Annotated in this window: 20 protein-coding genes; 13 read left to right on the top strand and 7 right to left on the bottom strand. The window is 70.6% G+C overall.

The genetic code is table 11. From position 1 onward, the window contains the following. The first annotated feature begins 93 nt into the window (after window positions 1-93). From EV192_RS11710 to EV192_RS11740, 7 genes are all read left to right on the top strand, one after another. Window positions 94-849, top strand: a complete 756-nt coding sequence (locus EV192_RS11710; protein WP_132114268.1) for a DeoR/GlpR family DNA-binding transcription regulator — start codon at window positions 94-96, stop codon at window positions 847-849. Between the two features lie 10 nt (window positions 850-859). Beyond that, entirely contained in the window at window positions 860-1,216 is a 357-nt protein-coding gene (locus EV192_RS11715) for a DUF4406 domain-containing protein (RefSeq protein WP_243726785.1), read from the top strand. A gap of 84 nt (window positions 1,217-1,300) precedes the next feature. After that, window positions 1,301-1,792 (top strand): ester cyclase, encoded by a 492-nt coding sequence (locus EV192_RS11720; protein ID WP_132114270.1) that lies wholly within the window; start codon window positions 1,301-1,303, stop codon window positions 1,790-1,792. Between the two features lie 118 nt (window positions 1,793-1,910). Beyond that, complete coding sequence (locus EV192_RS11725) at window positions 1,911-4,586, top strand: ATP-binding protein (protein ID WP_132114272.1); 2,676 nt, start codon at window positions 1,911-1,913, stop codon at window positions 4,584-4,586. Between the two features lie 79 nt (window positions 4,587-4,665). Then, the gene (locus EV192_RS56785; RefSeq protein WP_132114274.1) at window positions 4,666-6,324 is read left to right on the top strand and encodes a PEP-utilizing enzyme; all 1,659 of its coding nucleotides are present in this window, start codon (window positions 4,666-4,668) and stop codon (window positions 6,322-6,324) included. Then, complete coding sequence (locus EV192_RS11735; protein ID WP_132114276.1) at window positions 6,321-7,208, top strand: methyltransferase; 888 nt, start codon at window positions 6,321-6,323, stop codon at window positions 7,206-7,208. Before EV192_RS56785 ends, EV192_RS11735 begins: the two co-directional genes overlap by 4 nt. 159 nt (window positions 7,209-7,367) lie before the next feature. Further along, a complete protein-coding gene (locus tag EV192_RS11740) occupies window positions 7,368-8,021 on the top strand; it encodes a response regulator (protein ID WP_132114278.1) in 654 nt (217 codons plus the stop codon). A gap of 118 nt (window positions 8,022-8,139) precedes the next feature. Here the strand turns inward: EV192_RS11740 and EV192_RS11745 are convergent, their stop codons facing one another. Continuing rightward, on the bottom strand, window positions 8,140-8,964 hold the full coding sequence (locus EV192_RS11745) for an SCO4651 family lipoprotein (RefSeq protein ID WP_132114280.1): 825 nt from the start codon (window positions 8,962-8,964) through the stop codon (window positions 8,140-8,142). A gap of 181 nt (window positions 8,965-9,145) precedes the next feature. Here EV192_RS11745 and EV192_RS11750 point away from each other — a divergent pair, with 181 nt between their 5' ends. Beyond that, a complete protein-coding gene (locus tag EV192_RS11750; protein WP_132114282.1) occupies window positions 9,146-10,993 on the top strand; it encodes a sensor histidine kinase in 1,848 nt (615 codons plus the stop codon). Here EV192_RS11750 and EV192_RS11755 read toward each other — a convergent pair. Continuing rightward, window positions 10,980-11,285, bottom strand: coding sequence for a metallophosphoesterase family protein (locus EV192_RS11755; RefSeq protein ID WP_132114284.1), 306 nt, complete (start codon window positions 11,283-11,285; stop codon window positions 10,980-10,982). The two genes, EV192_RS11750 and EV192_RS11755, sit on opposite strands and share 14 nt — an antisense overlap. Window positions 11,286-11,469: 184 nt before the next feature. Here EV192_RS11755 and EV192_RS11760 point away from each other — a divergent pair, with 184 nt between their 5' ends. Beyond that, the gene (locus EV192_RS11760) at window positions 11,470-14,205 is read left to right on the top strand and encodes a helix-turn-helix transcriptional regulator (RefSeq protein ID WP_132114286.1); all 2,736 of its coding nucleotides are present in this window, start codon (window positions 11,470-11,472) and stop codon (window positions 14,203-14,205) included. A 3-nt stretch (window positions 14,206-14,208) separates the two neighbouring features. Further along, complete coding sequence (locus EV192_RS11765; protein ID WP_132114288.1) at window positions 14,209-17,025, top strand: helix-turn-helix transcriptional regulator; 2,817 nt, start codon at window positions 14,209-14,211, stop codon at window positions 17,023-17,025. A gap of 18 nt (window positions 17,026-17,043) precedes the next feature. Here EV192_RS11765 and EV192_RS11770 read toward each other — a convergent pair whose 3' ends face one another. Both EV192_RS11770 and EV192_RS11775 read right to left on the bottom strand, forming a co-directional pair. After that, a complete protein-coding gene (locus tag EV192_RS11770; RefSeq protein ID WP_165960341.1) occupies window positions 17,044-17,517 on the bottom strand; it encodes an ester cyclase in 474 nt (157 codons plus the stop codon). 185 nt (window positions 17,518-17,702) lie between these two features. After that, entirely contained in the window at window positions 17,703-19,283 is a 1,581-nt protein-coding gene (locus EV192_RS11775) for an ABC-F family ATP-binding cassette domain-containing protein (protein ID WP_132114292.1), read from the bottom strand. A 182-nt stretch (window positions 19,284-19,465) separates the two neighbouring features. Here EV192_RS11775 and modA point away from each other — a divergent pair, with 182 nt between their 5' ends. The 3 genes from modA to EV192_RS11790 are packed head-to-tail and all read left to right on the top strand — an operon-like array spanning window position 19,466 to window position 22,082. Further along, window positions 19,466-20,236: a molybdate ABC transporter substrate-binding protein gene (modA, locus tag EV192_RS11780; protein WP_207925987.1), complete on the top strand. Its 771-nt coding sequence runs from the start codon at window positions 19,466-19,468 to the stop codon at window positions 20,234-20,236. Further along, the gene (locus EV192_RS11785; protein ID WP_132114294.1) at window positions 20,233-21,033 is read left to right on the top strand and encodes an ABC transporter permease; all 801 of its coding nucleotides are present in this window, start codon (window positions 20,233-20,235) and stop codon (window positions 21,031-21,033) included. The genes modA and EV192_RS11785 overlap by 4 nt, the downstream gene beginning before the upstream one ends. After that, window positions 21,012-22,082 (top strand): ABC transporter ATP-binding protein, encoded by a 1,071-nt coding sequence (locus EV192_RS11790; protein WP_341770852.1) that lies wholly within the window; start codon window positions 21,012-21,014, stop codon window positions 22,080-22,082. Before EV192_RS11785 ends, EV192_RS11790 begins: the two co-directional genes overlap by 22 nt. Here EV192_RS11790 and EV192_RS11795 read toward each other — a convergent pair. Genes EV192_RS11795 through EV192_RS11805 form a run of 3 tightly spaced genes read right to left on the bottom strand, consistent with a single transcriptional unit; the run spans window position 22,079 to window position 25,331 of the window. Then, complete coding sequence (locus EV192_RS11795; protein WP_207925988.1) at window positions 22,079-23,269, bottom strand: dihydrolipoamide acetyltransferase family protein; 1,191 nt, start codon at window positions 23,267-23,269, stop codon at window positions 22,079-22,081. The genes EV192_RS11790 and EV192_RS11795 overlap by 4 nt on opposite strands. Next, window positions 23,266-24,252, bottom strand: a complete 987-nt coding sequence (locus tag EV192_RS11800; RefSeq protein WP_132114298.1) for an alpha-ketoacid dehydrogenase subunit beta — start codon at window positions 24,250-24,252, stop codon at window positions 23,266-23,268. The genes EV192_RS11795 and EV192_RS11800 overlap by 4 nt, the downstream gene beginning before the upstream one ends. Beyond that, window positions 24,252-25,331, bottom strand: a complete 1,080-nt coding sequence (locus EV192_RS11805) for a thiamine pyrophosphate-dependent dehydrogenase E1 component subunit alpha (protein WP_132114300.1) — start codon at window positions 25,329-25,331, stop codon at window positions 24,252-24,254. Before EV192_RS11805 ends, EV192_RS11800 begins: the two co-directional genes overlap by 1 nt. Between the last annotated feature and the right edge of the window lie 13 nt (window positions 25,332-25,344).

Below are 25,344 nucleotides of genomic sequence, written 5' to 3' on the forward strand. Positions count from 1 at the left end.
TGCATCCGTTTGTATGCCGGTCTGTGTCACGTGACTCACGTTGATCTCACAGTCGATCTACCAAATCTCACACACGCGTGGTAGAAACGAGCTGTGGCAGTTGCTGACCGGCTCGACCTCACGTTGCGACTCGTTCGCGGCGCCGAGCGGATCTCGTTGAACGAACTGGCGGACCGGCTCGGTGTCTCACTCATGACCGTCCGCCGGGATCTGGACGAACTCCAGGCACAGGGCCTGGTGCGACGGGTCCGGGGCGGCGCGGTCTCGCTCGCCGCCCCGGCCGAGGAAGCGGGGTTCACGGCCCGGCAGCAATGGCGGGCCGCCACCAAACACCGCATCGGCGTGACGGCCGCCGGGCTGATCGAGCCGGGCATGACCGTCCTGCTCGACGCCGGCACGACCACGGCCGCGCTCGCGCCGAGCCTGCCGACCCCGTTGACGGTCGCCGTACTCGGGCTGCAGGCCGCGGACCAGTTGGCCGACCGGCCCGGAATCCGCCTGCTGGTGCTGGGCGGCGAGTCGCGGCCCGGGGAACGCAGCCTGGTCGGCCACCTGACCCTGCGGATGCTCGAGGAGCTGTGGTTCGACCGGTTCCTGATGTCCATCGGGGCGGTGCATTCCGGTCTCGGCTGGTCCGAATTCTCTTCTGACGACGCCACAGTGAAGCAACACGCCCGATGCCGGGCGGACCGGACCATCGTCGTCGCCGACTCCAGCAAGCTCGGGGTCCGCGCGTTCGTGCGGGTCGCCGGGCTCGCCGACGTCGACACGTTCGTCACCGACGACCCCGGGCCGGACGAGACGCTCGACGCCATTCGGGACACCAGTGTCGAAGTGGTCACCACATAAGGAGAAGCACATGATGATCCTGGTCGCCGGCCCCTACCGGTCCGGCACCGGCGACGACCCGGGCCGGCTCGCGGCCAACGTCGCCGCCATGAACCGGGCCGCGCTGCGGCTCTTCCGGGCCGGCCACCTCCCGGTCACCGGGGAGGCGCTGGCGCTGCCACTGATCGAGATGGCGGGTTCGGACCGTGTCGGCGATCCGGCGTTCGACGAGATTTTTCACCCGATCGCACGAAGGCTGCTCACGCGCTGCGACGCGGTTCTGCGGGTCGGTGGGCCGTCCGTGGGCGCCGACGAGATGGTGGCGCAGGCCCGCACCGAAGGGAAGCAGGTGTTCACGGCGGTCGACCAGATCCCGCCGACCCGGTGACACCGTCGTCGTACGTGGCCTACGTAGTGGATTCCGTAGTGCCACGGATACCCCGAATGGCCGACTCGGAGCACGATTCCTGGTATGAGCGATCGTTCTGGGGCCAACGCGCGCTACAAGAACCTCGTCCTCGCCCTCAACCACGCCTTCAACAGCGGCGACCTGTCGGGTGTCGACGAGATCCTCACGCCGGACTTCGTCGAACGGGACATGCCGCCGGGGCCGGAGGGCTACAAGACGGCCGTCCGGCAGCTGCGGGCCGCCCTGGACGAGCCGAGATCCGAGGTGCTCGGCCTGGTCGCCGAGGGGTCGACCGTGGTGCTGCGGGTCCGGCTGACCGGGGTGCACGTCGGCGAGATCGTCGGGGTGGCAGCGACCCGGCGGCAGGTCACCGTGGAGCAGATCCACTTCTACGAAGGCAGGGACGGCCGGTTGGCCACCCACCACTACATCCGCGACGACCTGGCACTGCTGGACCAGTTGGGGGTGCAGGCCGACCCGAAGGGTGTCCGCTCGCCGGTCCGGTCCACCCGGCCGACCGGGAAGTTCACGCTGATGGCCAGGTTCGCCGGGTAACCGGCCGACACCGTCCTGATCGGACTGTTCCGGTGGCCGGCACAACCGTCCCTGTGCCGGGCCTGGAAAGGACAGGCCGACTGGACTGCTCACTGGACCGTTACGCCAGAATGAGCACATGGGGATTCGGCTGATCGGACGTGACGCCGAGCTGCGCGCCTTGCTGGCCACCCTGGACCGCTGCCTGACCGGGCCCGGCCGGATCGTGCTGCTGTCCGGCGAGGCCGGCATCGGCAAGTCCCGGCTCGCCGCCGAAGTCGTTGCGGCGGCGACAACCCGTGGGGCCACCACGTTGGAAGGCCGAGCGCATCCGTTGCACGCCGGCCTCGCGTACGCGCCGATCGTGGAAGCCCTGCGCCCGCACCTGTCCCAGGACATCGCCGACCTGGCCGGGCCCCGCGACCAGGCGATCGAGCCGGCGTTGGCGAAGGCCAGGATGTTCGAGGCGGTCACGGCCGCGATCCAGCGGCTGGCGCCGCTCGTGCTGTTCGTCGACGACCTGCACTGGGCCGACCTCGGCACCGTGGAGCTGGCCCACTACGTGGGTCGCAACACCGACAATGTCCTTGTCCTGGTTACCTGTCGCGAGCCAAATGGACCGCTCCGGGACCTCGCCATGGCCATCCGGCGGGAGGATCCCGGTGACCAGTTGGCCCTCCCGCCGTTGACCGATTCGGCCGTGGCCGAACTGGCGGCGTTGGTCCTCGGTTCCGTTCCGCCACCGGCGTTCCTCAGCGACCTGACCCGGCGCGCCCGGGGAAATCCGCTGTTCGTCACGGCGTTGGCGAGTGCGCCCGTCGACCGTCGGACGTTGCCGACCATCGTGCGGGACGTGGTCCTCGGCCGGTTGCACGGCCTGAGCGAGCCGGCCCGCCGCCTGGTCGAGATCATCGCCGTCGCCGGTGACGAGGGCACCGACGAACTACTCCGAACCGTTTGGGGCAACGGCGACTTCGACGCCGCCGTCCGCGATCTGGTCCAAGGTGGACTGATCACCGAGCACGTGGTCGGGCGGACCGTCGCGTACCGGGTCGCGCATCCGCTGTACGCCGAGGTCGCGTACGCCGAGCTGACCGTGAACGAGCGACGGTCCCTGCACGCGGCCATCGCCGACGCGATCGACGACGACCGGCCGGACGACGTGCTCGCCCTCGCACCGCACTATCTCGGCGCGGGCGATCTTGTCGACGCCGGCCGGACCGTCCGGGTCCTGGCCGAGGCCGGGTGGCGCGCCCTGGAGATCCACGCCGCGGACGAGGCTGTCCGGTACCTGACCGCCGCGCTGGCCGAGACGTCCGTGCCGGCGCTGCGGATCCGGCTGCTCGACGGGTTGGGCCGCGTGCACCAAGGCGCGGCGCGGCTGGCTGAGGCGAGCGAGGTCTGGGCCGAGGCGATCGAGCTGGCTCGACGGGATGGCGACACCGACCGGCTCGGACCGATGGCGTACTGGTCGGCGATGCTCGAGGCGGAACGAGGTGACGCCGCCGGTGCCGCGCGATACCTGCACATCGCCCATGACGCGGGCCGGCCGGCGGATCCGCTGCTGGCCACCGAGTACACCGTCCTCGGCATGCACTTCGCCTTGCGCGGCAACGACAACAGCCAGATTCGGCAGGGCGCGAAGGAGCTGGTCGCGGACGGCGGGCACCCCGCCCACCTCGGCCGGTCCACGCTCGCCATCCTGGACTACGACTGGGACACCGCCCGCCGGGAGGCCGAGGCGACCCTCGCGGCCGGGTACGGCCCCGGCCGGCTGTCCACGATGCTGCCCATGATCGCCCGTACCCAGCTGCAGATGATCAGCACCCTCAACGGGGAGCTGGCCGCAGCGATCCGGTACGCCGAGTCGATCAGGGACACGCCTTCGGTCTACGAGTACTCGATGTACAACTCGTTCGCGCACTACTACGTCAGCCTCAGCCGGTATCTCACCGGAGACGTCCGTGGCGCGTTGACCGAGATCGACAAGGGCCTCGACCTCGAACGGCACTCCGACCGGCCGCGGATGCTGTCCTGGATGCTGATGTTCCAGGCCCTGATCCACCTCGAACTGGGCCGGTACGCCCTGGCGGACACGGGCCTTGCCGAGGCCGAACGCGTCTACGCCGACATTGCCGAAGTGCCCGGCCTGGCGACGCTGTACGGGTCGGCCAGGACCCTCCAGGTCCTGTACGCCGGCCGGCCGGAGCAGGCGCGGGCGCTGCGGGACCACACCGACGGGCTGCACGACCCGATCGCGACCGGTTTCTGGCTGTTGTTCACCGGTATGGCCGCGTTCGCCGCAGGCGACGACGAGCGTGCCGCCGGGATGGCGGTCCGGCTGCGCGCAGCCGGCGACCACGCGCCGTTGGTGGACGCGCTGGCCGACCGGCTCGCCGGGCTCCTCGGCGACCCCGCGATGTCGTTGTCCGCGGCCGACCGGCTCGACGCGATGGGCGCGGTCGGTCTCGCCGCGCAGGCCCGGCTGGAATGGGCGGACCGCACCCGCGATCCCGGCCCGGTCCGGGCGTGTGTGGAAGTGTTCGACCGGGCCGGCATGTCGCCGTGGGCGGACCGGGCCCGGCAGGTCGCCAAGGCACTGGGCGTCCGGGTCGCGAAGAAGTCCAGCGCGTTGTCCCGGCGCGAGTCGGAAGTGGTCCGGCTGCTCGGCGAGGGCCTTTCGAACGCCGAAATCGCGGCGCGCCTGTTCCTGAGCGAACGGACCGTCGAGTCGCATTTGCGGAACAGCTACGCGAAACTGGGTCTGACCTCGCGGGTCGCGTTGGCGCGTTGGGCGATCGAGAATCCCGTGTGAGCCGGTCGACCGGGCATCCGCGAGATTACGTGCTGCCACGGATGGCGGTCGGGCGGCGGGTGGGTCGACCATTCGGGGCATGGACAGGGAATGGGGGATGATCGGCACGTCCGCCGAAGAACTCGAGCACGTACCGATCGAAGTGCGGGTGCCGCCCGGTTTCTGGCGCCGTGACGACACCCACATGCCGTTGCCGGTGACCCCGATGACGGACTCGGTGTTCGACAACGCGGACATGTTCGCGGCTGCCTGCACGGACTTCGGCCTGCTGGTCGAACCGAGGATCGCCGGGATCGGCGGCTGGCGGTACATCCAGATGGCGCCAGTGGGCGCGAAGCCGGGCGCGGCCACCCCACCCGGCTGGCTGCTGCCCCTGCTGCTGCGGTTGTCCCCCGAGGCCCGGACGCGGGTGCGCCGGTGCCGTCTGGTCGCCCGGACCGGGTACGTCGAGCGAGTCGTGGACACGTGGCACGCCGAGCAGCGAGACCTGTTCGAGCGGCGGATCGCGGTGGTGCGCGCGGCCGACTCGGGCTCGATGCCGGACCCCCAGCTCATCGCCCACGTCGCCGACGCGCTCACCCTGGCCGAGGACGGCCTGCGTACCCACTTCCGGGTGAACGTGGCGCACTGGCTGGCCATGGGCGAGCTGTCAGCGGTGTGCCGTGACCTGCTCGGCTGGGGTCAGCCCGAGGTCACCAGCCTGCTCGCCGGCCTGTCCGCGCGGTCCAGCGAGCCGGCCCGGCGCCTTTCCGCGCTGGCCGGGAAGTCCCCGGACAGCCCGGAGTTCCAGCAGTATCTCCGGGTCTACGGCTGCCGGTCGCTGACGTTGGAGATGGCCGACCCGACCGTCGGCGAACTGCCGGCCGTCCTGTGGGCGCAGCTGCGCGACCAGGTCCGCGCCGGCTACGACCCGGCCACGGACGAAGCCGCGCTGGCCGACCGCCGCGCCGAGGCGGCCGCACAAGCCCGAAAAGCGCTGAAAGGCCAGAAGCTGGCTCGGTTCGAGCGGGCCCTCGCGCTTGCCGTGAAGGCCTACCCGGTCCGCGAGGACAACGTCTTCTTCACCGGCGACGCGCCGATAGCCCTGATGCGGTACGCGGTCCTGGAGGTCGGCGAACGACTGCAGATGCGGGGCCAGCTCGACGAGGGGGACGACGTGTTCTTCCTCAGCCTGGCCGAGGCGCTCGACGCGCTCGGCGACCACGAAGGCAGGCAGACCCTGGTCACGCTGCGCAAAGCCGAGCACGAATGGGCGCTGGCGAACCCCGGCCCGCCCACGTACGGCAGGGATCCCGGCCCGCCGCCGTCCACCCGATGGCTGCGTTCGGCGGTGCGCGCCAGCGTGGACGCCATGCACCTGGTCGCCGAGCAGGTGCTGGCCGCGGACCTGAGCAACCGGACGCCGACCGCGCCCGCCACGACCCTGACCGGGATCGCCGGCTCGCCGGGCCGGTACCGCGGCCCGGTCCGCGTGATCGCCTCAGAGCGTGAGTTCGACAAGCTGCACGCGGGTGACGTGCTGGTCTGTGCGGCTACGCGGCCGTCGTGGTCGGTGTTGTTCCCGTCCGTCGGCGCGATCGTCACCGACGCGGGCGGCACGCTGTCGCACCCGGCGATCATCGCGCGCGAGCACCGCGTCCCAGCTGTCGTGGCTACCGGCTACGCCACCCAGATCCTGCGCGACGGCCAGGTCGTGACCGTGGACGGCACGCGCGGCGTCGTGGAGGTGGAGGCGTGAGCACCCCCTTCACGACCCTGTCCAACGCGGCCGGAACGGTCGCCGCGTTCTCGACGGCCGTCCGTCTCGGCCTGCTCGACCGGATCGACCGCGAACCGGCCGCGCCCGCGGAACTCGCGCGTACGTGCGGCGCGACCGAGCGCGGGGTCCGTGTCGTCCTGGCCGCCCTGGAGTCCACGGGGTTCGTCGAGCGGCTGCCGGACGGTCGGTACAGGCCGGTGCTGACTGGACTGGCCGCGCTACATCCGATGCTCCCGACGTGGGAACACCTGCCGGAGGCGGTACGGACCGGGGAGCTGGTGTACGACGTCGCGGTCAACGACACCCACCCGTCGGCCGCGCATCACGCCGCGGCCGTGCTCCCGGAGGCGAAGCGCGTGCTGGACGTCGGCGCGGGGGCGGCACCGTGGACCATCGCGTACAGCGCGAAGAACCCGGGCTGCCGCGTGACCGCGTTGGACCAGCCGGCCGTGCTGCCCGCGACGCGCCGGGCGGTGGCCCGCGCCGGCCTGGCCGACCGCTACGAGTTCGTCTCCGGGGACATGTTCGAGACCTCGATCGAACTGTGCTCGTACGACCTGATCGTGCTCGCGCAGGTGTGCCACCTGTTCGACGCGGACGCCTGCCGTGATCTCATCTCGCGGCTGACGCCCGCTCTCGCCGAAAACGGGGTACTCGCGATCGTCGAACCCGTGACTTCGGCCATGTACGAGCTGTCGCTGTACCTGCGGACGCGGCACGGTCGGGTGCACTCGGTCGAGACGTACCACGGCTGGCTCACGGACGTGGGGCTCGCCGACATCCAGGGCACGGACCTGCCCTCGACCCCTGCCGTCACCGTGATCACCGGCCGGAAAGCCACCGATACACTCGGCGGCCGATGAAGGCCGAAGCGGTGATCCGGGAACAATTCCCGGGTGGCCTGGGTGTGCCGTCCCTGTCGGCCGGGAGTCCGGTCGAACGATGATCCGCAGATGCAATCCGTGTCCGTCGGTCACACACTGGGTGCGGACCGAGCTCCCGCCGAGGCCACCGGAGGGGACATGACACAGCCGCAGGAGAAGGAACTGAGCGTCGTCCTCGCCGACGACCACCCAGTGGTCCGCAGCGGCCTGCGTGCCCTGCTGTCGTCGGTGGACGGGATCACGGTCGTCGCGGAGGCCACCACCGGCCGGGAGGCCGTGGAGGCGACCATCCAGCATCGGCCGGATGTGCTCTTGGTGGATCTGCAGATGCCCGATCTGAACGGGATAGCGGCCACCCGCGAGGTCCTGCAAACCGCCCCGGAAGTGGCCGTACTCGTACTGACGATGTTCCACGACGACGAATCCGTGGTGTCCGCGATGCGTGCCGGAGCCCGCGGTTACATCCTCAAGGGCGCGGGCCAGGAGGACATTGTCCGTGCCGTCCGAGGTGTTGCCGCCGGCGAGGCGATCTTCGGCCAGAGTGTCGCCCACCGAGTTCTGGATCTGCTCGCCACCCCGCGGACAGCGGAACCATTTCCGGATCTGACGGTCCGGGAACGTGAAGTACTGGACCTGGTGGCGGCAGGTCTGGGCAACGCGGTCATCGCGCGCCAACTGCACCTCGCCCCGAAGACGGTGAGCAACCACATCTCGGCGATCTTCGCCAAACTCCGTGTGGTCGACCGCGCGGCGGCCATCGTGCGCGCCCGCGAAGCCGGCCTCGGCCGCTGACTCACAAGCTCATCCGCGTGCCTGATCACATGAGGAATCACCCCGCCCAAGGACGAGGGCGGGGTGATTCCCGTACCGGTCACCGGCTGGGGGGACGGTAACCGGGGTCTTCGGCGGACTAGCCGGGCTGGACCTCGCTGTCCGGCGGCGCCTGGATGGACACCGGCGCGCCGTAGTCGAAGAACTCGGCGTTCATCCCGCCGTCCAGGCCGGGCATGGCGATCGAGAACTTGACGAGCCGGCCCTGGCCGTCGATCCACACCTTCATGTCGGTGCCCTTGGCGTCGGCCGGGTCGCCGCCGATCTCGCCGACCTTCGACGGGTCGACGGCCACCTTGTAGCGGGTCGCCGGGGCGCCGCGGACGGTGTCCGAGCCGTCCGGGGTGGTCGTGGCGAAGTCCTTGATCGGGTCGAGCATGCCCATCGGGTCGGTGCCCGGCTGGGGCGTCTTGCCGCCGCCCGAGGCACCGCCGCCGAGGGAGCCCAGCTCCTTCGTCATGTCCTCCAGCGGGAACTTGGTCCACTTGGGGGCGGGGCCGGCCTTCATGTACATCGTCTTGTCGACCACCAGGATGGACACCTTGATGGCCGCGCCGCCGTCCGGGCCGCCCATGGACGACTCGCCCTTCAGGCGCTCGTTCTTGGTGTCCACCTCGCCGGAGGTCTGGAAGTTACCGGTGCCGCCCTTGTCCGAGAGTTTCCACTCGAACTTGTACGTGCTGGCGTCCTTGCTGCTCTTCGCCGCGTTGGCGATCAGCGCCTTCGGGTCGGCCGGCGCGGAGTTGTTTCCCGACGGCTTGTCCGGCTTGGCGCTCGCGCCGCCCGACGCGACCGCGGGTCCGTCCGCCGGCTGTGGAACACCCGGCAGGGCCGACTTCTCGCACCCGGCCAGGGCGAGCGTGGACAACGCGGCCACTGCCACGAGTGTGTGACGTGTTCGCATCTGCTTCATCCCCTTCGTTGGCTTGCGGGTGTTTCCGTCGTTCCCCCCGCCGCGATCAACTCTGGCCGACCGCCACTCCCAAACGGCAGGGGTCGCGACCGGGACAGTGCGGGAAACTGTCCGGACGAGATCGGGACCCCAATCCCAGGACAAATCCCCTCGCGCAACGGAGTATTACGAGGTGCCGCACACCGCTCACCGGCCCGCGACCTGGCTCGCCTGGGGTTGCTTCACGGTCGCCGCCGGGTCGGCGATCGCGGCTCTGGCGCTGGTCACGGCCACCCGGACGGCTTCGTGGTTCTTCGTCCTGGCCACCGCGGTGATGAGCCTGTCGCTGGCGGTGTCCGGGCTGTTGCTCGCCCGGCACCGAATCCACAACCCGATCGGCTGGCTGCTGATCGCCGGCAGTTGGGCGTACGCGGCGAGCGCGTTGGCCGTGCCGACGCATGTGGACGCGCTTGAGTCGACGTGGACGGTGTGGGGGACGCTCCTGCTTCCGCTGGCGCTGTTGCTGTTCCCGACCGGCCGGCTGGCGGGGCCGTGGTGGCAGGTTCTGGTGTGGGCGCTGATCATCGCCGCGCCGCCGTTCCTGATCGGCTGGTCCGTCGCCCTGTGGGTGTGGCTGGTGCCCGCGGCCGGCGCGGTCGTGTCGCTCATCGCGCGGTACCGGCGCGGTGACGAGGTCCTACGCCGGCAGATGTTGTGGCTCGTGCTGGCGTTGATCGGCAACGCCATCGGGTTCCTGCCGTGGCTGATGAACCTGGGTCCGTGGCTGTTGGTGGTGACGCCCGGGTTGGTGCCGGCCGCGTTCGCCACGGCGATCCTGCGCTACCGGCTGTTGGACATCCGGCTCGTGGTTTCCCGTGCGCTGCTGTACTTCCTGCTGACCGGCGGGGTGATCGCGGTCTACTCAGGACTGGTCGTGGTGGTCGGCCGGTCACTGGACCTGAGGGCGCACGTCGGCGCGGCCGCGCTCGCGGCGGTGGCGGTCGCGCTGGCGTTCAACCCGGTGCGGGTGCGGCTGCAACGGCTGCTGGATCGCGCGTTGTACGGGCACAGGCGCGACCCGGTCCGCGCGTTGAGCCACCTCAGTGCCCGGCTGGACGCGGAACTCGGTTCCCTGGACGACTTGCTGACCGCGGTACGGGACGCGCTGCAACTCCCCTACGCGGCGTTCCGGCTGCGTGGCCGGGAGGTCGCCGCGTCCGGGTCGGCCGCCGGGGTGCTGGAGGTGGTGCCGTTGGCCGCGTCCGGGGCCGCGAGCGGCGAACTGGTCATCGGCGTACGCCCAGGTCAGAGCCGGCTGGGCACCCAGGACATGCACGTGCTGACCGTGCTGGCGATCCCGTTGGGGGTCGCGCTGCGGGCGACGATGCTGTCCGAGGAGCTACAGCAGTCCCGCGAGCGGATCGTCGCGGCACGTGAGGAGGAGCGCCGACGGCTCCGGCGGGACCTGCACGACGGTCTCGGCCCGACGCTGAGCGGGGTCGCGTACGCCACGGACGCCGCCCGCAACCTGGCGCGGTCCGATCCGGACACGGCCGTGGACCTGCTGGTCCGGCTGCGCGGCGACATCGGCGACGCGATCATCGAGATCCGTCGGCTGGTGGAAGGCCTTCGACCGCCCGCGCTGGACGAGCTCGGCCTGGTCGGCGCCCTGCACCGAGAGGCCGAGCGACTGTCCTATCAGGAGGGTGGCCGCCCGCTCACGGTGAGCGTGGACGCTCCCCCGGACATGCCCGAACTGCCTGCGGCCGTGGAGGTCGCGGCGTACCGGATCAGCGCGGAGGCGCTCAACAACGCGGCCAAACACTCCGGCGCCGAGCACGTCCGGGTCCGCATCACAGTCGGCGACGAGCTGCACATCCAGGTGCAGGACGACGGCTCCCCCGGTCCGAACGGCTGGGCACCCGGCGTGGGGATGGCGTCCATGTCGGAGCGCGCCGCCGAAGTCGGCGGCCGGTGCGAAGCCCACCCCAGCCCCGACGGCGGCAACGTGGAGGCCGTCCTGCCGCTCAAGCCGTGGTGACGACCCGGTAGTGCGTGGCCAACCGCCGGTCGTCATCGAGCACGTGGAACGCGATGGCCGGCGGCATCTCCAGGTTCGAGTACTTGGCGAGCACGGCCGCGAGCCGGTCCTCGCCGTTCTGCTTGATCCGGTCGACGTAAGGCACGTGCAGCACGACCGGCGGGTGGTGGAAGCACACGAACGCCGAGGTGTCACCCGCGTCGGCCAGGCCCGAGTCCAGCCAGTCGAGCGTCTCGTCGGCGAGATAACCGTCGTCCTGGTGGATGTCACTGACGTGCGCCAGTACAAGCATGCGTGTCCCTTTCCCCAGTTGTGCAAACCCGCGGGATCGCTCAAGCGTCTGTCAAGTCGCGACGAATCCACGTGCAACAAGTTGGCCAACTGGACCGACATCAGGACAAGATTGAGCATCGACGGGCAGAGAACCGCAGGACTGACACTGTTACGGACCGTAGGAGCCTGTGATACTTCGCGTCATGACCTTGGCCGGCCGAGCGGCGGAGGTGGCCACGATCGAGGCTGCCCTCACCCGGGTCGGCGGCATGCCCTGGGTGCTTGAGGTCCGTGGCGAACCCGGCATCGGCAAGACCAGGCTCATCGACGAGCTCCGTGAGCGGGCGCGGGCCCAGGGCCTGCTTGTGTTGGCTGGTCAGTCGACCGAACAAGGCCGGTCGACCGCGTTCAGTTCGCTCAACGAGGCGCTCTCCGGCCACGTCGTGCCCGAGGACCTCAGCCGGGCCCAGCGTGAGGCGCTCAAGGTGGTGTGTCCGACCGGCGGGCCGGGCGCGGACGTGGAGACCTATCGGGTGCAGCGCGCGATCCGGGCTTTACTGCAGACGCTCGCCAAACCCAGCGGGCTCGTGCTCGTTCTGGAAGACCTGCACTGGGCCGACGACCCGACTGTCGGCCTGGTGACGCACCTGCTGCGGCATCCGCCGGCCGCGCCGATCCTGCTGGTGCTGTCGTACCGGCTGGCGCAGGTCCCGGCGCGGGTGACGGCGGCGATCGACCGGGCCGTCGCCGCGGGCGAGGTGGAACGGCTCGAACCGGCGCCGCTGTCGGTGGCGGCGTTCGCGGAACTGCTCGGCCCGAGCGCGAGCCGGTCCCGGGTGGCGGCGCTGCACCGGGACAGCGGCGGCAACCCGTTCTACCTGCGGCTGCTCACCGAGGACGGCGCCAACGAGCTGGTCGACGAGATCACCGCGCTGCCGCCTGTCAGCAGGCACGTCGCCCGGACCGCGGCGGTGGCTGGCGAGGAGTTCGACCCTGGCCTGGTCGCGGCCGTCATGGCTGACGTGTCCACGCGCGACACTCTGGCGGCGTTGGACGACCTGCTGGCCCGTGACCTGATCCAGGTCGACGCGGACGACCGGCGCCTGCGGTTCCGGCACCCGTTGGTGCGCGCGGCCGCGTACCAGGACGGCGATGACGAATGGCGAGCGAACGCGCATCACCGCGTCGCGGCGGAACTCGCGGAACGTGACGCCCCGGTGGTCGTCCGCGCGCAGCACATAGCGTTGTCCGCCAAGCAAGGCGACGTCGACGCGGTCGACACACTCCTGCGCGCCGCGACCGCCCTGATGCCCGAGGATCCAGCGACCGCGGCTGGTTGGTTACGCGCGGCACTGCGGCTGCTTCCGCCGGGCGATTCACCGCTACGCCTGCGCGTGCTTACGGCCGCCGGGCACGCGCTCGCGATCACCGGCGACCTGACCGAGAGCCGCGCGCTGCTCCGCACGGCCATGGCCGACATCCCGTCGGACGACGTCGACACCCGGATTGCCACGACGGTCCAGTACGCGACCGTCACACGCCTGCTTGGGCGCTACGCCGACGCTCGCGCGGCGCTCGACCGCGAGCTGGCCACGTTGCCGCCGGACGCGGACACCTCCCGGCTGAAGCTCGAACTCGTGCTGGTCGAGGTAGTGCGCGCGGGTGAGGTCAGCAAGGACATGGATCTCATCGACGACGTGCTGGCCGCGGCCCGCGAGGCGCAGGACCCGCTGCTGGAGGCGTGCGCGCACACCGCCGCGGCGTGGGCCGGCTACACCGCCGGAGACCTGGACCGGACAGCCGCGAGCTGTGACGCTGCCAAGGCGTTGCTGGACGGCCTGCCGGACGGCGAGATCGCCGGGTGGGTCGAGCCGATGTTGTGGCTCAGCCAGGCCGAACGGTTTCTCGACCGGTTCGACGACGCGTTGCGGCACGACGATCGCGGCATCGCCTTGGCCAGGGCGACTGGCCGCAACTACGTGCTGACGTCCCTGCTGTCGCACCGGGCGTTGGTGCTGCGGTGGCTTGGCCGGCTCGGCGAGGCGGCCCAGTCCGCGCAGGACGGGGTGGAGGTGGCCGAGCGGATCAACAGCCAGGCCCGTCGGGGGGTGGCGCTGCAGACCTGGAGCCGGGTCCGGCTGGTGGCTGGCGCCCCGGCCGACGCCGTCCGGCTCGCCCGGATGGCCGTGGCCGCGGCCGGTGCCGAGCCCGACTGGTGGCAGCGCAACGCGCGGAAGTCCTTGCTGCTGGCGGAAACCGAGGTGGATCGCGTCGACCGGATGGCTGAGGTGCTTGACGTCCTCGGCGGCCCGGAGCTGGCCACGATCGTGCCGGTCAACCGGCCGCTGGACTACGTCGAACTGGTCGCCGCGGACTTGGCCGTTGGCAACGTCGACCGGGCCGCGGACTGGGCCGAGCGGGCCGAGCGGTTCGCCGACCCGAAGCTGCCGTCCCGGACCGGCCTGGCGCACCTGGCCTGGGCGCTCGTGCTGTTCGCGCGCGGCGATCCCGCTGGGGCGTGGGCCCGGTCGCGGTCGGCCGTCGCCGATTTCGACCAACGAGGCAACCAGTTCGACGCCGGCCGCGCGCACCTGGTGTGGGGGCTGGCGACGGCCGCGATCGGGAACACCTCGGGCGCGATCGTCCACTTGGAACAGGCGTCGGCCCTGTTCACCGAGTCCGAGGCGCCGAGCCTGGCCGCGCGGGCCACCCGCGAGCTGCGCCAACTGGGCCGGCGGGCGGCCGGGACGGACACGCTGACCGCGCGGGAGCTGGAGATCGCCGACCTGGTGGCGGGCGGCGCGACGAACAAGCAGATCGCGGCGAAGCTGGTGATCAGCGAGCGCACGGTCGGCACCCATCTGTCCCGGATCTACGCGAAGCTGGGAGTCTCGTCCCGGGCCGCGCTCGCGGCGAAACGCACCAGAGTCGAGGGATAGCCAGTGTCGCATCTGGTCGGACGGGCCGAGGAGCTCGCGGTCATCCACGACCTGCTGGGCCGGCCGGGCCTGCGGCTGGCCGAGATCGTGGGCGAGCCCGGCATCGGCAAGACCAGGCTGCTCGCCGAGATCCGGACCCTGGCCGAGGGCGGTGGGCACCGCGTGCTCGCCGGGCAGGCCGGTGAGCTGGCCGGCTCGATCCCGTTCGCGGTGCTGGTCGACGCGGTCGACGACGTGCTCGCCGGTGGCCGCCCGCCGCTGTCGGACACCACGCTGGCGCTACTTGCCGACATCCTGCCGGCGGTCGAGGAGTTCGCGCCGCCCGAGCACACGGTCGGCGGCGAGCGGTTCCGTGTCCATGGCGCACTGAGCGAACTGCTCGAATGGCTTGCCACGCCTGGTGGTCTGGTGCTGACCCTGGACGACGTGCACTGGGCCGACGAGGCCACTTCGGAGCTCCTCGGCCGGTTGCTGCGCCAGCCGCCACGGCAGCCGATCCTGATCGTCCTCGCCTACCGGCCCCGCCAGCAGCCCCGGCACTTGGCCGCCGCGCTGGCGAGCGGGCGAAGCGAGATGATCGAGCTGTCGCCGCTGTCCCGGGACCAGACCGCCGAACTGCTCGGTCCGGGCGTCTCCTACCATCGGCTGACCAAGCTGTACGCGCTGAGCGGCGGCAACCCGCTGTACCTGGCCGCACTGTCCAAAGTGGGCACTCTGGCGTCGTTCGACGCCGTGCTGCACGCGGAACTGGACGGGCTGTCCGGGCAGTGCAGGGTGGTCGCGCACGCCGCGGCCGTCCTGGACGACCCGTTCGCTCTCGATGTGGTCGCGCACGTCGCCGAGCTGTCCTTCATCGACACCAGGCGAAGTCTGGACGACCTGGTGGCGTACGACCTGATCCGTGCGGATGGCACCCGGTGGCGATACAGGCATCCGTTGGTGCGCCGGGCCGCGTATCGGTCGGCCAGCCGCGGTTGGCTGCACGGCGCGCATGCCCGCGCGGCCAGGGCGCTGGCGTCCGCGCCGGCGGTCATGCGGGCGCCGCACGTCATGCGCGTCGCGCAGGTGGGCGACGAGGAAGCCGTTGAGCTGCTTGCCGAAGCGGCCAGGCAGGTGCTGGGGCACGGTCCGGCGACCGCCGCGCAGTGGCTGCGCGCGACCTTGGATCTGTTGCCGGACAACGATGATCGCCGGCTTGGCCTGCTCGGCGAGCTGGGCAACACGCTCGCGTTGAGCGGTTCGCTGCACGAGAGCCGAGACGTCCTCCAGGCTGTCCTGCACCAGCTTCCGACCGACGAGCCGGAGCGCCGGGTCGCGGCCGTCGTGTCGTCCGCGCGGGTCGAGCAGCTGCTGGGCCGGCACCCGGAGGCGCGCGGGTTGCTCCTGGCGGAGCTGAAGCGGCTGCCGGAAACCCATCGGCGGGAGAAGGCGGTCCTCGAACTGGAGATGGGCAGTGTCGGCCTGATCAGCTGCGACTTCCAGATCGACGTGGCCTGGATCACCGACGCCCTGGCCACCGCTCGCGACCTCGGCGACCGCGCGTTGGACGCGGGCGCGTGCGCCGTCCTCGCCCTGGCCGCGTACGGATTCGGCAAGGTGACGGCCGCGCTGGCGTGGCAGCGCGAGGGCGCCCAACTGGTCGACGAGCTGTCCGACGACGTGCTGGCCACCCGGCTGGACGTGACCGCGACCCTCGGCTGGGCCGAGCTGTACCTGGCGCAGCCCCGCGCCGGCCTGCGGCACGTCGACCGCGGCCTGGCGTTGTCCGCGCGGACCGGCCAGAGCCACCAACTGGTGTACCTGCTGACCGCCCGCGCGATGGCCCTGCACCTGATGGGTGACCTGGCGGACGCCAGCGCGAGCGCGGCGGAAGCGGTGGAGGCCGCGGAACTGTCCGCCAGCGACAAGCTTCTCTCGGCGGCGTACACGATCCAGGCGATGGTGGCGACCAGCCGACGTGACCGAGACCTGGCGTTGCGCGCGGGCAGGCGGGCGGCACGGGCCGCGGAGCGCAACCCGGACTGGTGGTCGGCGGTCGCCGGCTGCGCGTTGGGTGGCGCCCGGCTGGTCAACGGCGACATCGACGGCTGCGTGACCGACCTGCTGCGGCTGGCCGGCGGCCGAGACCTGCCCTTGCTGGACCCGTTGCACCGTCCGGTGTTCGCCACTTCGCTGGTCGTGGCCGCGCTGTCGCAAGGTCACCTGGCCGAGGCACGGGCGTGGATCGACATGATGGAGAAGGCCGTCGCGACGAGCCGGGGCGGCGAGATCCTGAGGAACCGCACCGGGCACATCGCGTTGTGCCACGCGCGTTGGCACATGGCGGCTCAGTCACCGGCGGAGGCGGTGCAGTGGGCGAACCGGGCGGTCCAGGCGTTCGGGGAGATCGACCACGTTCTGCAGGAGGCGGAGTCCCGTCAGGTCCTCGGCGCGGCGCTCGCCGCGACCGGCGACACCGAAGGCGCGATCAGCGAACTGACCCGAACAGCGAAGATGTACGAAACGTGCCATGTGCCCGGCCGCCGCGACGGCGTCTACCGGCAGCTGCGGGCATTGGGACACAACGTCCTGGCGCCCAGGTCGGCCGAGACCACGTCGGCCCTGCCGCAGCTCACCGCCCGAGAGGCGGAAGTGGCCCAACTGGTGGCCCACGGCATGACCAACCGCGAGATCGCCGATCGCCTCCAGCTGAGCCGCCGAACCGTGGAAACCCACGTCACGAACATCAGGGTGAAACTGGACGTGTCCTCCAGAGCGGCCCTGGCCGCCACCGTCATCCGCGCCCAGGGTCATGGGGTTCCCCACGTCTCTGACACCTGAGGAACGCCATGACCTCGGTCAGGATGCCTGGGCGGCCACCACCTTGATCTTCTTCTTCCGCATCGGCTTGGTCTCGCCGACCATCGTGGTGTCCGGGCGGACGCCGAGCTGGTCGAGCAGTTCCAGGTCGTCGCGGACGCAGTAGTGGGTGGCGAGCCTGCCGTCGCGGCCTTCGTAGATGTGCACCTGCTCGACGCTGACCGCGCACCTGGTCGGCGCGACGCCGAGGTACTCGCCGATGTGCACCCCGGAGAACCGCAGGCGGGCGACCGTGGTGGTCCCTTCGCCCACCAGGCCGAGCACCTCCCAGCGGGCATCGCTGAACGACCGGCGCAGCGACTGGATCGAGCTTGAGAACCAGTCCGGTCCGGCCGACACCCCGAGATCAGCGAAGTCCGGCGTCAGGTAGTCGTCTATCTTGTCGATCTTTCCTTCGTTGAACGCCCGGCACAGCTCCAGCACCAGGCGCTTGTAGTGAGCGGTCCCCGTCATTCTCTCCTCGACCCTCTCCCCCAGGAGGTCCCCTTGCGCGCCACAATATTGACTCATCCGACGGCCGGGCGCTTCGTGGTAATTACGCACATCCCGGCTGAGTACTACGTAGGTTGTTTCCCACTGTGTTCGTTTCGCACCTCAGGGTAGTCGACCGGACGCCCCTTCGGGCATATTTTCGCATGTCAGGCGACCCGACCGGCGTGCAGGACCACCTCAGCGCCGGACCACGTCCGGCGCAGCCAGCGGTCGTGCGACGCGATCACGACCGCGCCCGGCGCCTGCCGCAGCGCGTCCTCCAACTCCTCCACCAGGCTGAGCGAAAGGTGGTTGGTGGGCTCGTCCAGCAGGAGCACCTCGGGCGGCCGGCCGACGAGCATGGCCAGCGCGAGCCGCCGCCGCTGCCCCACCGAGAGCTGCCCGACCGGCCGGTCCATGTCCCTGGGCGCGACCAGCCCGAGATCGGTTAGGGCGACCGCGCCGGAGTACAGCTGGCGAGGCGTTTTCGCGGGTTCGGCGAACACCACGTCCTGGTCGAGCATGCCCACCCGGACCCCGCCGGCGCGGCGGACCTCGCCGTTGTCCGGCACGAGCCGCCCGGCGAGGACGTTCAACAGGGTGGACTTGCCGGCCCCGTTGAGCCCGGTGACCATCAGGCGGGCCGAGGTCCGCACGTCGAGGCGCTCGATCCGGAGCCGGCCGGCCACCTGAACGTCCCGGAGCGCCAGGAGGAGGTTGTCCGCGGTCGAGGCCGCGGTGAGCGTGCCGGCGAACCGCAGCGGCTCAGGCGGCCTGCGGACCTGGGTACGGGTCAGCTCGTCCAGCCGGTGCTGCGCGTTGCGGACCCGCCGGGAGATCGCCGTCTGCACCCGGGCGCCCTTGAAGTGGTGGATGAACTTGTCGTTGTCCCGCGGCGGGCGGTTGTGCGGCGCGACGCTGCGGGCCGTGACCGAGACGGCCTGCCGCAACTCCTTGAGTTCTTCTTGTTCGTTCGCGTACTGCTGCTCCCACCGGACGCGTTCGGCGCGTTTGGCCACCAGATAGTCGGTGTACGCGCCGCCGTACCGGGTGACGCCGCCCCTGGCCGGATCCAGGTCGACGATGTCGGTGCACACCGCGTCCAGGAACACCCGGTCGTGCGACGCGATCACGACCACCCCGGGCAGCCGCCGCAGCTGCGTCTCCAGGAAGACCATGGCGTCGTCGTCCAGGTGGTTCGTGGGCTCGTCCAGCAGCAACGCCCCCGGCTGCCTGACCAGCAACGCCGCCAGGCCGAGCCGCGACCGCTCGCCGCCGGACATCGCACCCAGCCGGCGCCCCAGGGACACCTCGCCGAGCCCGAGGCCGTCCACGACCATCGCGGCCCGCCGGTCGGCGTCCCACACGTCATGTGCCTGCGCCCACTCCAGGACGTCGCCGTACTCGGCCAGGGCCGCCGGGTCGTCGAGCCGGCCGGCCAGGTCGTCCAGCCGGCGCACCGCCGCGCGGATCTCGGCGAGCGCGTCGTCCAGCACGTCCCCGACCGTCTGGTCCAGGCCGAACGGCAGCTCCTGGGTGAGGAATCCGCAGTCCGGCGGGCGGACCACGTCGCCGGTGTCCGGCTCCTCGACCCCGGCCAGCAGCCGCAGCAACGTGGACTTGCCGACGCCGTTCTCACCCACGAGCCCGAGCCGTTGCCCAGGGGACGCGTTCAGCGACACCTCGTGCAGCACACGCCGGTCGCCGTACACCTTGGTGAGGTCGTTCGCGGACAGATAGAGAGACATACGACCACCGCCGGAAGGGGGTTGCTGAGGCCCGCCGGGCATCGAACGCCTCGGGCGCGGGCAGGTCGCAAGTCAGCTCTCCATGATGGTTACGACTGTAGCAAGAACCGCAAACCATTATCCGAGGACCGCAGATGCTGCCGTAGATTGCATACCGCTGCCGCAAATACGGAGGTTTGGCTGTGAAGAGACTGGCAACGCTGCTGATGGCATCGGTTCTGTTGGCCGGGTGCGGCAGCGGCACGAACCAGACTGCGACCAGCGGTCCTGCGTCCAGCGGTGCGGGCGCGTCCGTCGGCGACGTGACCGTGTTCGCCGCGGCGTCGCTGACCGAGTCGTTCACCCAGATCGGCAAGGACTTCGCGGCGGCCCACCCGAACTCGCACGTCAAGTTCAACTTCGCCGGCAGCCAGGCGCTGGCGCAGCAGATCACCCAGGGCGCCCCGGCGGACGTGTTCGCCTCGGCCAGCCCAACCAACATGAAGCAGGTCGTCGACGCCGGCTCGGTCACGTTCGTGCGGAACAAGCTGCAGATCGCGGTGCCCAAGGGCAACCCGAAGAAGATCACGGGTCTCGCGGACCTGACCAAGTCCGACCTGAAACTGGCGTTGTGCGCGGACGCCGTCCCCTGTGGAGCGGCCGCGAAGAAGGCGTTCGACGCCGCCAAGCTCACCCCGAAGCCGGTCACCCTGGAGCAGGACGTCAAGGCCACACTGACCAAGGTGAAACTCGGTGAGGTGGACGCGGCCGTCGTGTACCGGACGGACGTGTCGTCGGCCAGCAAAGACGTGGACGGTGTGGACTTCGCCGAAGCGGCCCAGGCGGTCAACGACTACCCGATCGTCGCGCTGCCCAAGGCGACGAACGCGGCCGGCGCCAAGGCGTTCGTCGACTTCGTGCTGTCCGACAAGGGCAAGGCCGTGCTGACCAAGGCGGGCTTCGACTCGCCGTGAAATCCGCCCGGCGGCGGCCCGGTGTTCCGCTCGTCCTCGTCGTCCCGGCCCTGATCGGCCTGGTGTTCCTGATCCTGCCGATGGTGGGGCTCATGGTCCGGGCGCCATGGTCCACCTTGTGGTCGCAACTGGAGACCGCCGAGGTCGGCGAAGCCCTGCGGCTGTCGCTGGTGTGTGCGACGTTGGCCACCGTGGTGAGCCTGGTGTTCGGGGTGCCGCTGGCGTGGATGCTGGCCCGCACCCAGATCCCGGGCCGGCGGCTGGTTCGCGCGTTCGTGACCGTGCCGTTGGTGCTGCCACCGGTGGTCGGCGGGGTGGCGCTGCTGCTGGTGTTCGGCCGGCGCGGCCTGGTCGGCCAGTACATGGACCAGTGGTTCGGGGTGACGCTCCCGTTCAGCACCGCCGGTGTGGTGGTCGCCGAGGCGTTCGTGGCCATGCCGTTCCTGATCATCGCGGTGGAGGGGGCGTTGCGGGGCGCGGATCCACGGTTCGAGGAGGCCGCCGCGACCCTCGGCGCGTCCCGGTGGACGGCGTTCCGGCGGGTCACGCTGCCGACGGTGGCGCCGGGGATCGCGGCCGGCGCGGTGCTCTGTTGGGCGCGGGCGTTGGGCGAGTTCGGGGCAACGATCACGTTCGCCGGGAACTACCCGGGCACGACCCAGACCATGCCGTTGGCGGTGTACCTGGCGCTGGAGAAGGACCCGGACAGCGCGACCGTGCTGAGCCTGGTGTTGTTGGTCGTGTCCGTGGTGATCCTGATCAGCCTGCGGGAGCGGTGGATCGGGACGCGGGCATGACGCTGCGCGCGGACCTGTCCGTCCACATTGGAGACTTCACGCTGGCCGCGGCCTTCGCGGTGGAGCGGGGCACGACATTGGCTCTACTGGGCCCGAACGGGGCCGGGAAGAGCACGGCGTTGCGGTCGCTGGCCGGGCTGCAAGCGTTGGACGGCGGCGCGATCGAGCTGAGCGGGGCCGTGTTGGACGATCCGACGAGCGGTGTGTTCGTGCCGCCGGAGCGCCGGTCGGTCGGCGTGGTGTTCCAGGACTACCTGCTGTTCGGCCATCTGTCCGCAATGGACAATGTGGCGTTCGGCCTGCGGGCGCGCGGGATCAGGAAACCCACGGCCAACTCAGCCGCCCTCGACTGGCTGTCCCGGGTCGGCCTGGCCGAGCAGGCCAGGCGCAAACCCCGGGAACTGTCCGGCGGGCAGGCCCAGCGGGTCGCGCTCGCCCGCGCTTTGGCCACAGGGCCGGATTTGCTGCTGTTGGACGAGCCGTTGGCCGCGCTGGACGCGGCGACGCGGGTGAACATCCGGTCGCAACTGCGCGAGCACCTGGACCAGTTCCCAGGCGCCACGGTTCTGGTGACCCACGATCCGTTGGACGCGATGATCCTCGCCGACCGGCTTCTGGTGCTGGAGAACGGTTCTGTGGTGCAGGAAGGCACACCGGCCGAGGTCGCCCAACGGCCGCGCACCGACTACATCGCCACCCTGGTGGGGCTGAACCTGTACCGGGGCGTGGCCGACGGCGTGCACATCAAGCTCGACGACGGCGGTGTGCTGACGACCGCGCATCCGGCTGAGGGCTCGGTCTTCCTGGCGTTCCGGCCGACCGCCGTCAGTATACACCGTACACATCCCGAAGGCAGCCCGCGGAACACCTGGCGGGCCACGGTTTCCGGGATCGAGCAGCACGCCGACACGGTCCGCGTCCGCCTGTCCGGAACCCCGGACCTGCTCGCCGACGTCACCACCGCGGCCGTGGCCGAACTGGACCTGGCCCCCGGCCGCGCGGTGTGGGTCTCGGTCAAAGCCACCGAAACCCACACCTACCCCGTCTAAAGGTCGCCCAACAGGGCCGTGGGGTGTTCGACGCAGTCGGCTATGTAACGCAGGAAGCCGCCGGCGACTTCACCGTCGCAGACCCGGTGGTCGAAGGCGAGCGTGAGCTGGGTGCACTTGCGGACCGCCAGTTGGCCGTCCACCACCCACGGCTTGTCGATGATCCGGCCCATCCCGACGATCGCCGCCTCCGGGTGGTTGATGATCGTGGCCGAACCGTCCACTCCGAACACACCGTAGTTGTTCACGGTGAACGTGCCGCCGGTGAGCTGCGCCGGCGTGATCTTGCCGTCCCGGGCCAGCCCGGTCAGGCTGGCCAGGTTCGCGGACAGGTCCCGGGTGGACAACATGTGCGCGTCCTTGACCACGGGAACCACCAAACCACGCGGGGTCTGCGCGGCAAATCCGAGGTGGACGGCCTCGGACAGCACGATCTCATCGTTGTCCACTGTGGAGTTCAACGCGGGGAAACGCCTGAGCCCCAGCACGCAGAACCGGGCGAGCAGGGCGAGCAGACCGACCGGCCGGGCCGGGTCGGCCGCGTTGATCTCCTGACGGGCCAACAGGAGACCGGTCGCGTCCACGTCCACCCAGACCGTGGCCTCCGGGATCTCCCTGCGCGAGCGGGACAGCCGTTCGGCCATCACGCCACGCACACCCTTCAACGGGATCCGAGTGCCTTCGGTGCCCTTGATGGCCGCCACGACGTCCTTACGCAGCACCAGTCCCTCGGGGCCGGAGCCGATCGACCGCAGGTCGACGCCGTGTTCCCGGGCCAGCTTGCGGACCACCGGCGAGATCACCGGGACCGTGCTGGACACCGCTGGCTGCTGGCCGGACGGCGCCGCCAGTCGTTGCCTGCGGGCGCGCTTGGTCGTTCCCGCGCCGACCAGGTTCGGGCTGGTGGTCACGCCCGGCTCGGACAGTCTCGGCGTTTCCTGGGCATCCGCGGATGCCACCGAGATCAGCGCCGAGCCGACCTTGACCGTCGAGCCAGCGTCGCCGTACAGCGCGGTCACCACGCCCGCGTACGGCACCGGGACCTCGATCGCGGCCTTCGCCGTCTCGACCTCCACCACCGGCTGGTCCACGTGCACGGCGTCGCCGACCGCGACCAGCCAGCGGACGATCTCGGCCTCCACCAGGCCTTCGCCGAGGTCCGGCAGCGCGAACTCCTGGACGTTCACGCCTCCTCCCACTGCAGGCGGGCGATCGTGTCCAGGATCCGGTCCGGGTGCGGCAACTGGTGTTCCTCCAGGTCCTTCGGCGGGTAAGGCACGTCGAACCCGCCGACCCGCAGCACCGGCGCCGCCAGCCAGTGGAAGCACTTCTCGGTCACGGTCGCGACGACCTCGGCGCCGTACCCACCGAACATCGACGACTCGTGCACAACGACGGCTCTGCCTGTCTTGCGTACGGACGCGCAGACCGTGTCCTCGTCAAGCGGCGTGAGGGTACGCAGGTCCACGACCTCCACGTCCCAGCCTTCTTCGGTTGCCGCTTCCGCGGTCTCCAGGGCGGTCTGCACGGTCGAGCCGTACGCGATCAGCGTGACGTCCTTGCCCTGCCTACGCACGAGCGCCTCGCTGAGGTCGGTGCGCACAAGGTCGAGTTCGGCCCGGGACCAGTACCTGGACTTGGGCTCCATGAAGACGACCGGGTCTGGACAGTCAATCGCGGCCCTGAGCAATGAGTACGCGTCCGCGGTCGTGCCTGGCGTGACCACGGTGAGTCCGGGCGTGTGCGTGTAGTACGCCTCGGACGAGTCACCGTGATGCTCCACGCCACCGATACCGCCGCCGTAGGGGATGCGGATGACCATGGGCAGCGCGACTTTGCCGCGCGTACGGTTGCGCATCTTGGCCACGTGCGAGGTGATCTGTTCGAACGCGGGGTACGCGAACGCGTCGAACTGCATCTCCACGACGGGCCGCATGCCGTACATGGCCATTCCGACGGCGGTGCCGACAATGCCCGATTCGGCGAGCGGGGAGTCGAAGCACCGGTCTTCGCCGAACTGGGCGGTGAGGCCTTCGGTCACGGTGAACACGCCGCCGTACGGTCCGACGTCCTCGCCGAAGACGACCACGTTCGGGTCTTCGGTCATCGCGTCCCGCAGCGCCTGGTTGATCGCCTGGGCCATCGTGAATTGACCGGTGACCGGGGCCATCACGCCTCCCCTCGGTCGGCCGCCAGCTCGGCGCGCAGGAAGTCGCGCTGGGCTCGCAGGCGCGGTGTGGGCACGGCGTAGACGTGTTCGAACAGTTCGTCCGGCTCGACGTGGGCGTCCTTGTTCATCTCGGCGCGCAGGTCGGCGGCCATCCGCTCGGCCTCTTCGGCGTGTGTGTCGGAGTCGATGCCCAGCAGGCGGTCGAAGCGCAGGATCGGGTCTTTGGCACGCCACGGCTCGGCGTCGTCGGCGGGGCGGTAGCGGCTGGTGTCGTCGGAGTTGGTGTGCGGGTCGATCCGGTACGTCCACCCCTCCACAATGGACGGACCACCGCCGCTCCTGGCCCGGTCGAGCGCGGCGCGGGTCACCTCGTAGACCGCGGCGGCGTCGTTGCCGTCGACGTGGTGGCCGGGCATGCCGTAGCCGATCGCCTTGTGCGCCAGCGTCGGCGCCTTCGTCTGCTTGGCCAACGGCACACTGATGGCCCATTGGTTGTTCTGGATGAAGAAGACCACGGGCGCGCGCAGAACAGCGGCGAAGTTGAACGCCTCGTGCGCGTCCCCCTCACTCGTCGCGCCATCACCCATGAAGACGAGCACAGCAACGTTGTCACCACGTAGACGCGCAGCGTGCGCGAGACCCACCGCGTGCGGCGCGCTCGTCGCCAACGGCGTGCACTGCGGCGCGACACGGTATGCGTACGGGTCGTAACCGGAATGCCAGTTGCCGCGCAACAGCGTGAGCGCCTCAACAGGGGGAACACCCCGCGTGACCAGGGCGACACTGTCCCGGTACGTCGGGAACAGCCAGTCGTTGGGCGCCAACGCCAACGTGGCCCCCACCTGGCACGCCTCCTGACCCGCCGACGACGGGTAGACCGCCAACCTGCCCTGCTTGGTCAACGCGGTGGCCTGCCGGTCGAACCGCCGGCCCAGCACCATCCCGCGGTGCAACGCCCGCAACACCTCGCCGTCCGGCAGGTCGCCGACCGCCCTGCCGGTTTCGTCGACCACCTGGACCGGATCCGGTCCGGGCAGCTCCAACTCGTTGTCAACGAGCACGTCCCTGGGCGACTTCATGACCGAATGGTCA

Origin of the sequence: Actinocrispum wychmicini, from assembly GCF_004345645.1 — a bacterium.
GTDB lineage: Bacteria > Actinomycetota > Actinomycetes > Mycobacteriales > Pseudonocardiaceae > Kibdelosporangium > Kibdelosporangium wychmicini.

Bases quoted from the DNA above. Each gene is read 5' to 3' on its own strand.
- EV192_RS11715 (WP_243726785.1), top strand. From the start codon at position 860: ATGATGATCCTGGTCGCCGGCCCCTACCGGTCCGGCACCGGCGACGAC.
- EV192_RS11720 (WP_132114270.1), top strand. From the start codon at position 1,301: ATGAGCGATCGTTCTGGGGCCAACGCGCGCTACAAGAACCTCGTCCTC.
- EV192_RS11725 (WP_132114272.1), top strand. From the start codon at position 1,911: ATGGGGATTCGGCTGATCGGACGTGACGCCGAGCTGCGCGCCTTGCTG.
- EV192_RS56785 (WP_132114274.1), top strand. From the start codon at position 4,666: ATGGACAGGGAATGGGGGATGATCGGCACGTCCGCCGAAGAACTCGAG.
- EV192_RS11740 (WP_132114278.1), top strand. From the start codon at position 7,368: ATGACACAGCCGCAGGAGAAGGAACTGAGCGTCGTCCTCGCCGACGAC.
- EV192_RS11745 (WP_132114280.1), bottom strand. From the start codon at position 8,964: ATGCGAACACGTCACACACTCGTGGCAGTGGCCGCGTTGTCCACGCTC.
- EV192_RS11755 (WP_132114284.1), bottom strand. From the start codon at position 11,285: ATGCTTGTACTGGCGCACGTCAGTGACATCCACCAGGACGACGGTTAT.
- EV192_RS11760 (WP_132114286.1), top strand. From the start codon at position 11,470: ATGACCTTGGCCGGCCGAGCGGCGGAGGTGGCCACGATCGAGGCTGCC.
- EV192_RS11770 (WP_165960341.1), bottom strand. From the start codon at position 17,517: ATGACGGGGACCGCTCACTACAAGCGCCTGGTGCTGGAGCTGTGCCGG.
- EV192_RS11775 (WP_132114292.1), bottom strand. From the start codon at position 19,283: ATGTCTCTCTATCTGTCCGCGAACGACCTCACCAAGGTGTACGGCGAC.
- EV192_RS11800 (WP_132114298.1), bottom strand. From the start codon at position 24,252: ATGGCCCCGGTCACCGGTCAATTCACGATGGCCCAGGCGATCAACCAG.
- EV192_RS11805 (WP_132114300.1), bottom strand. From the start codon at position 25,331: ATGAAGTCGCCCAGGGACGTGCTCGTTGACAACGAGTTGGAGCTGCCC.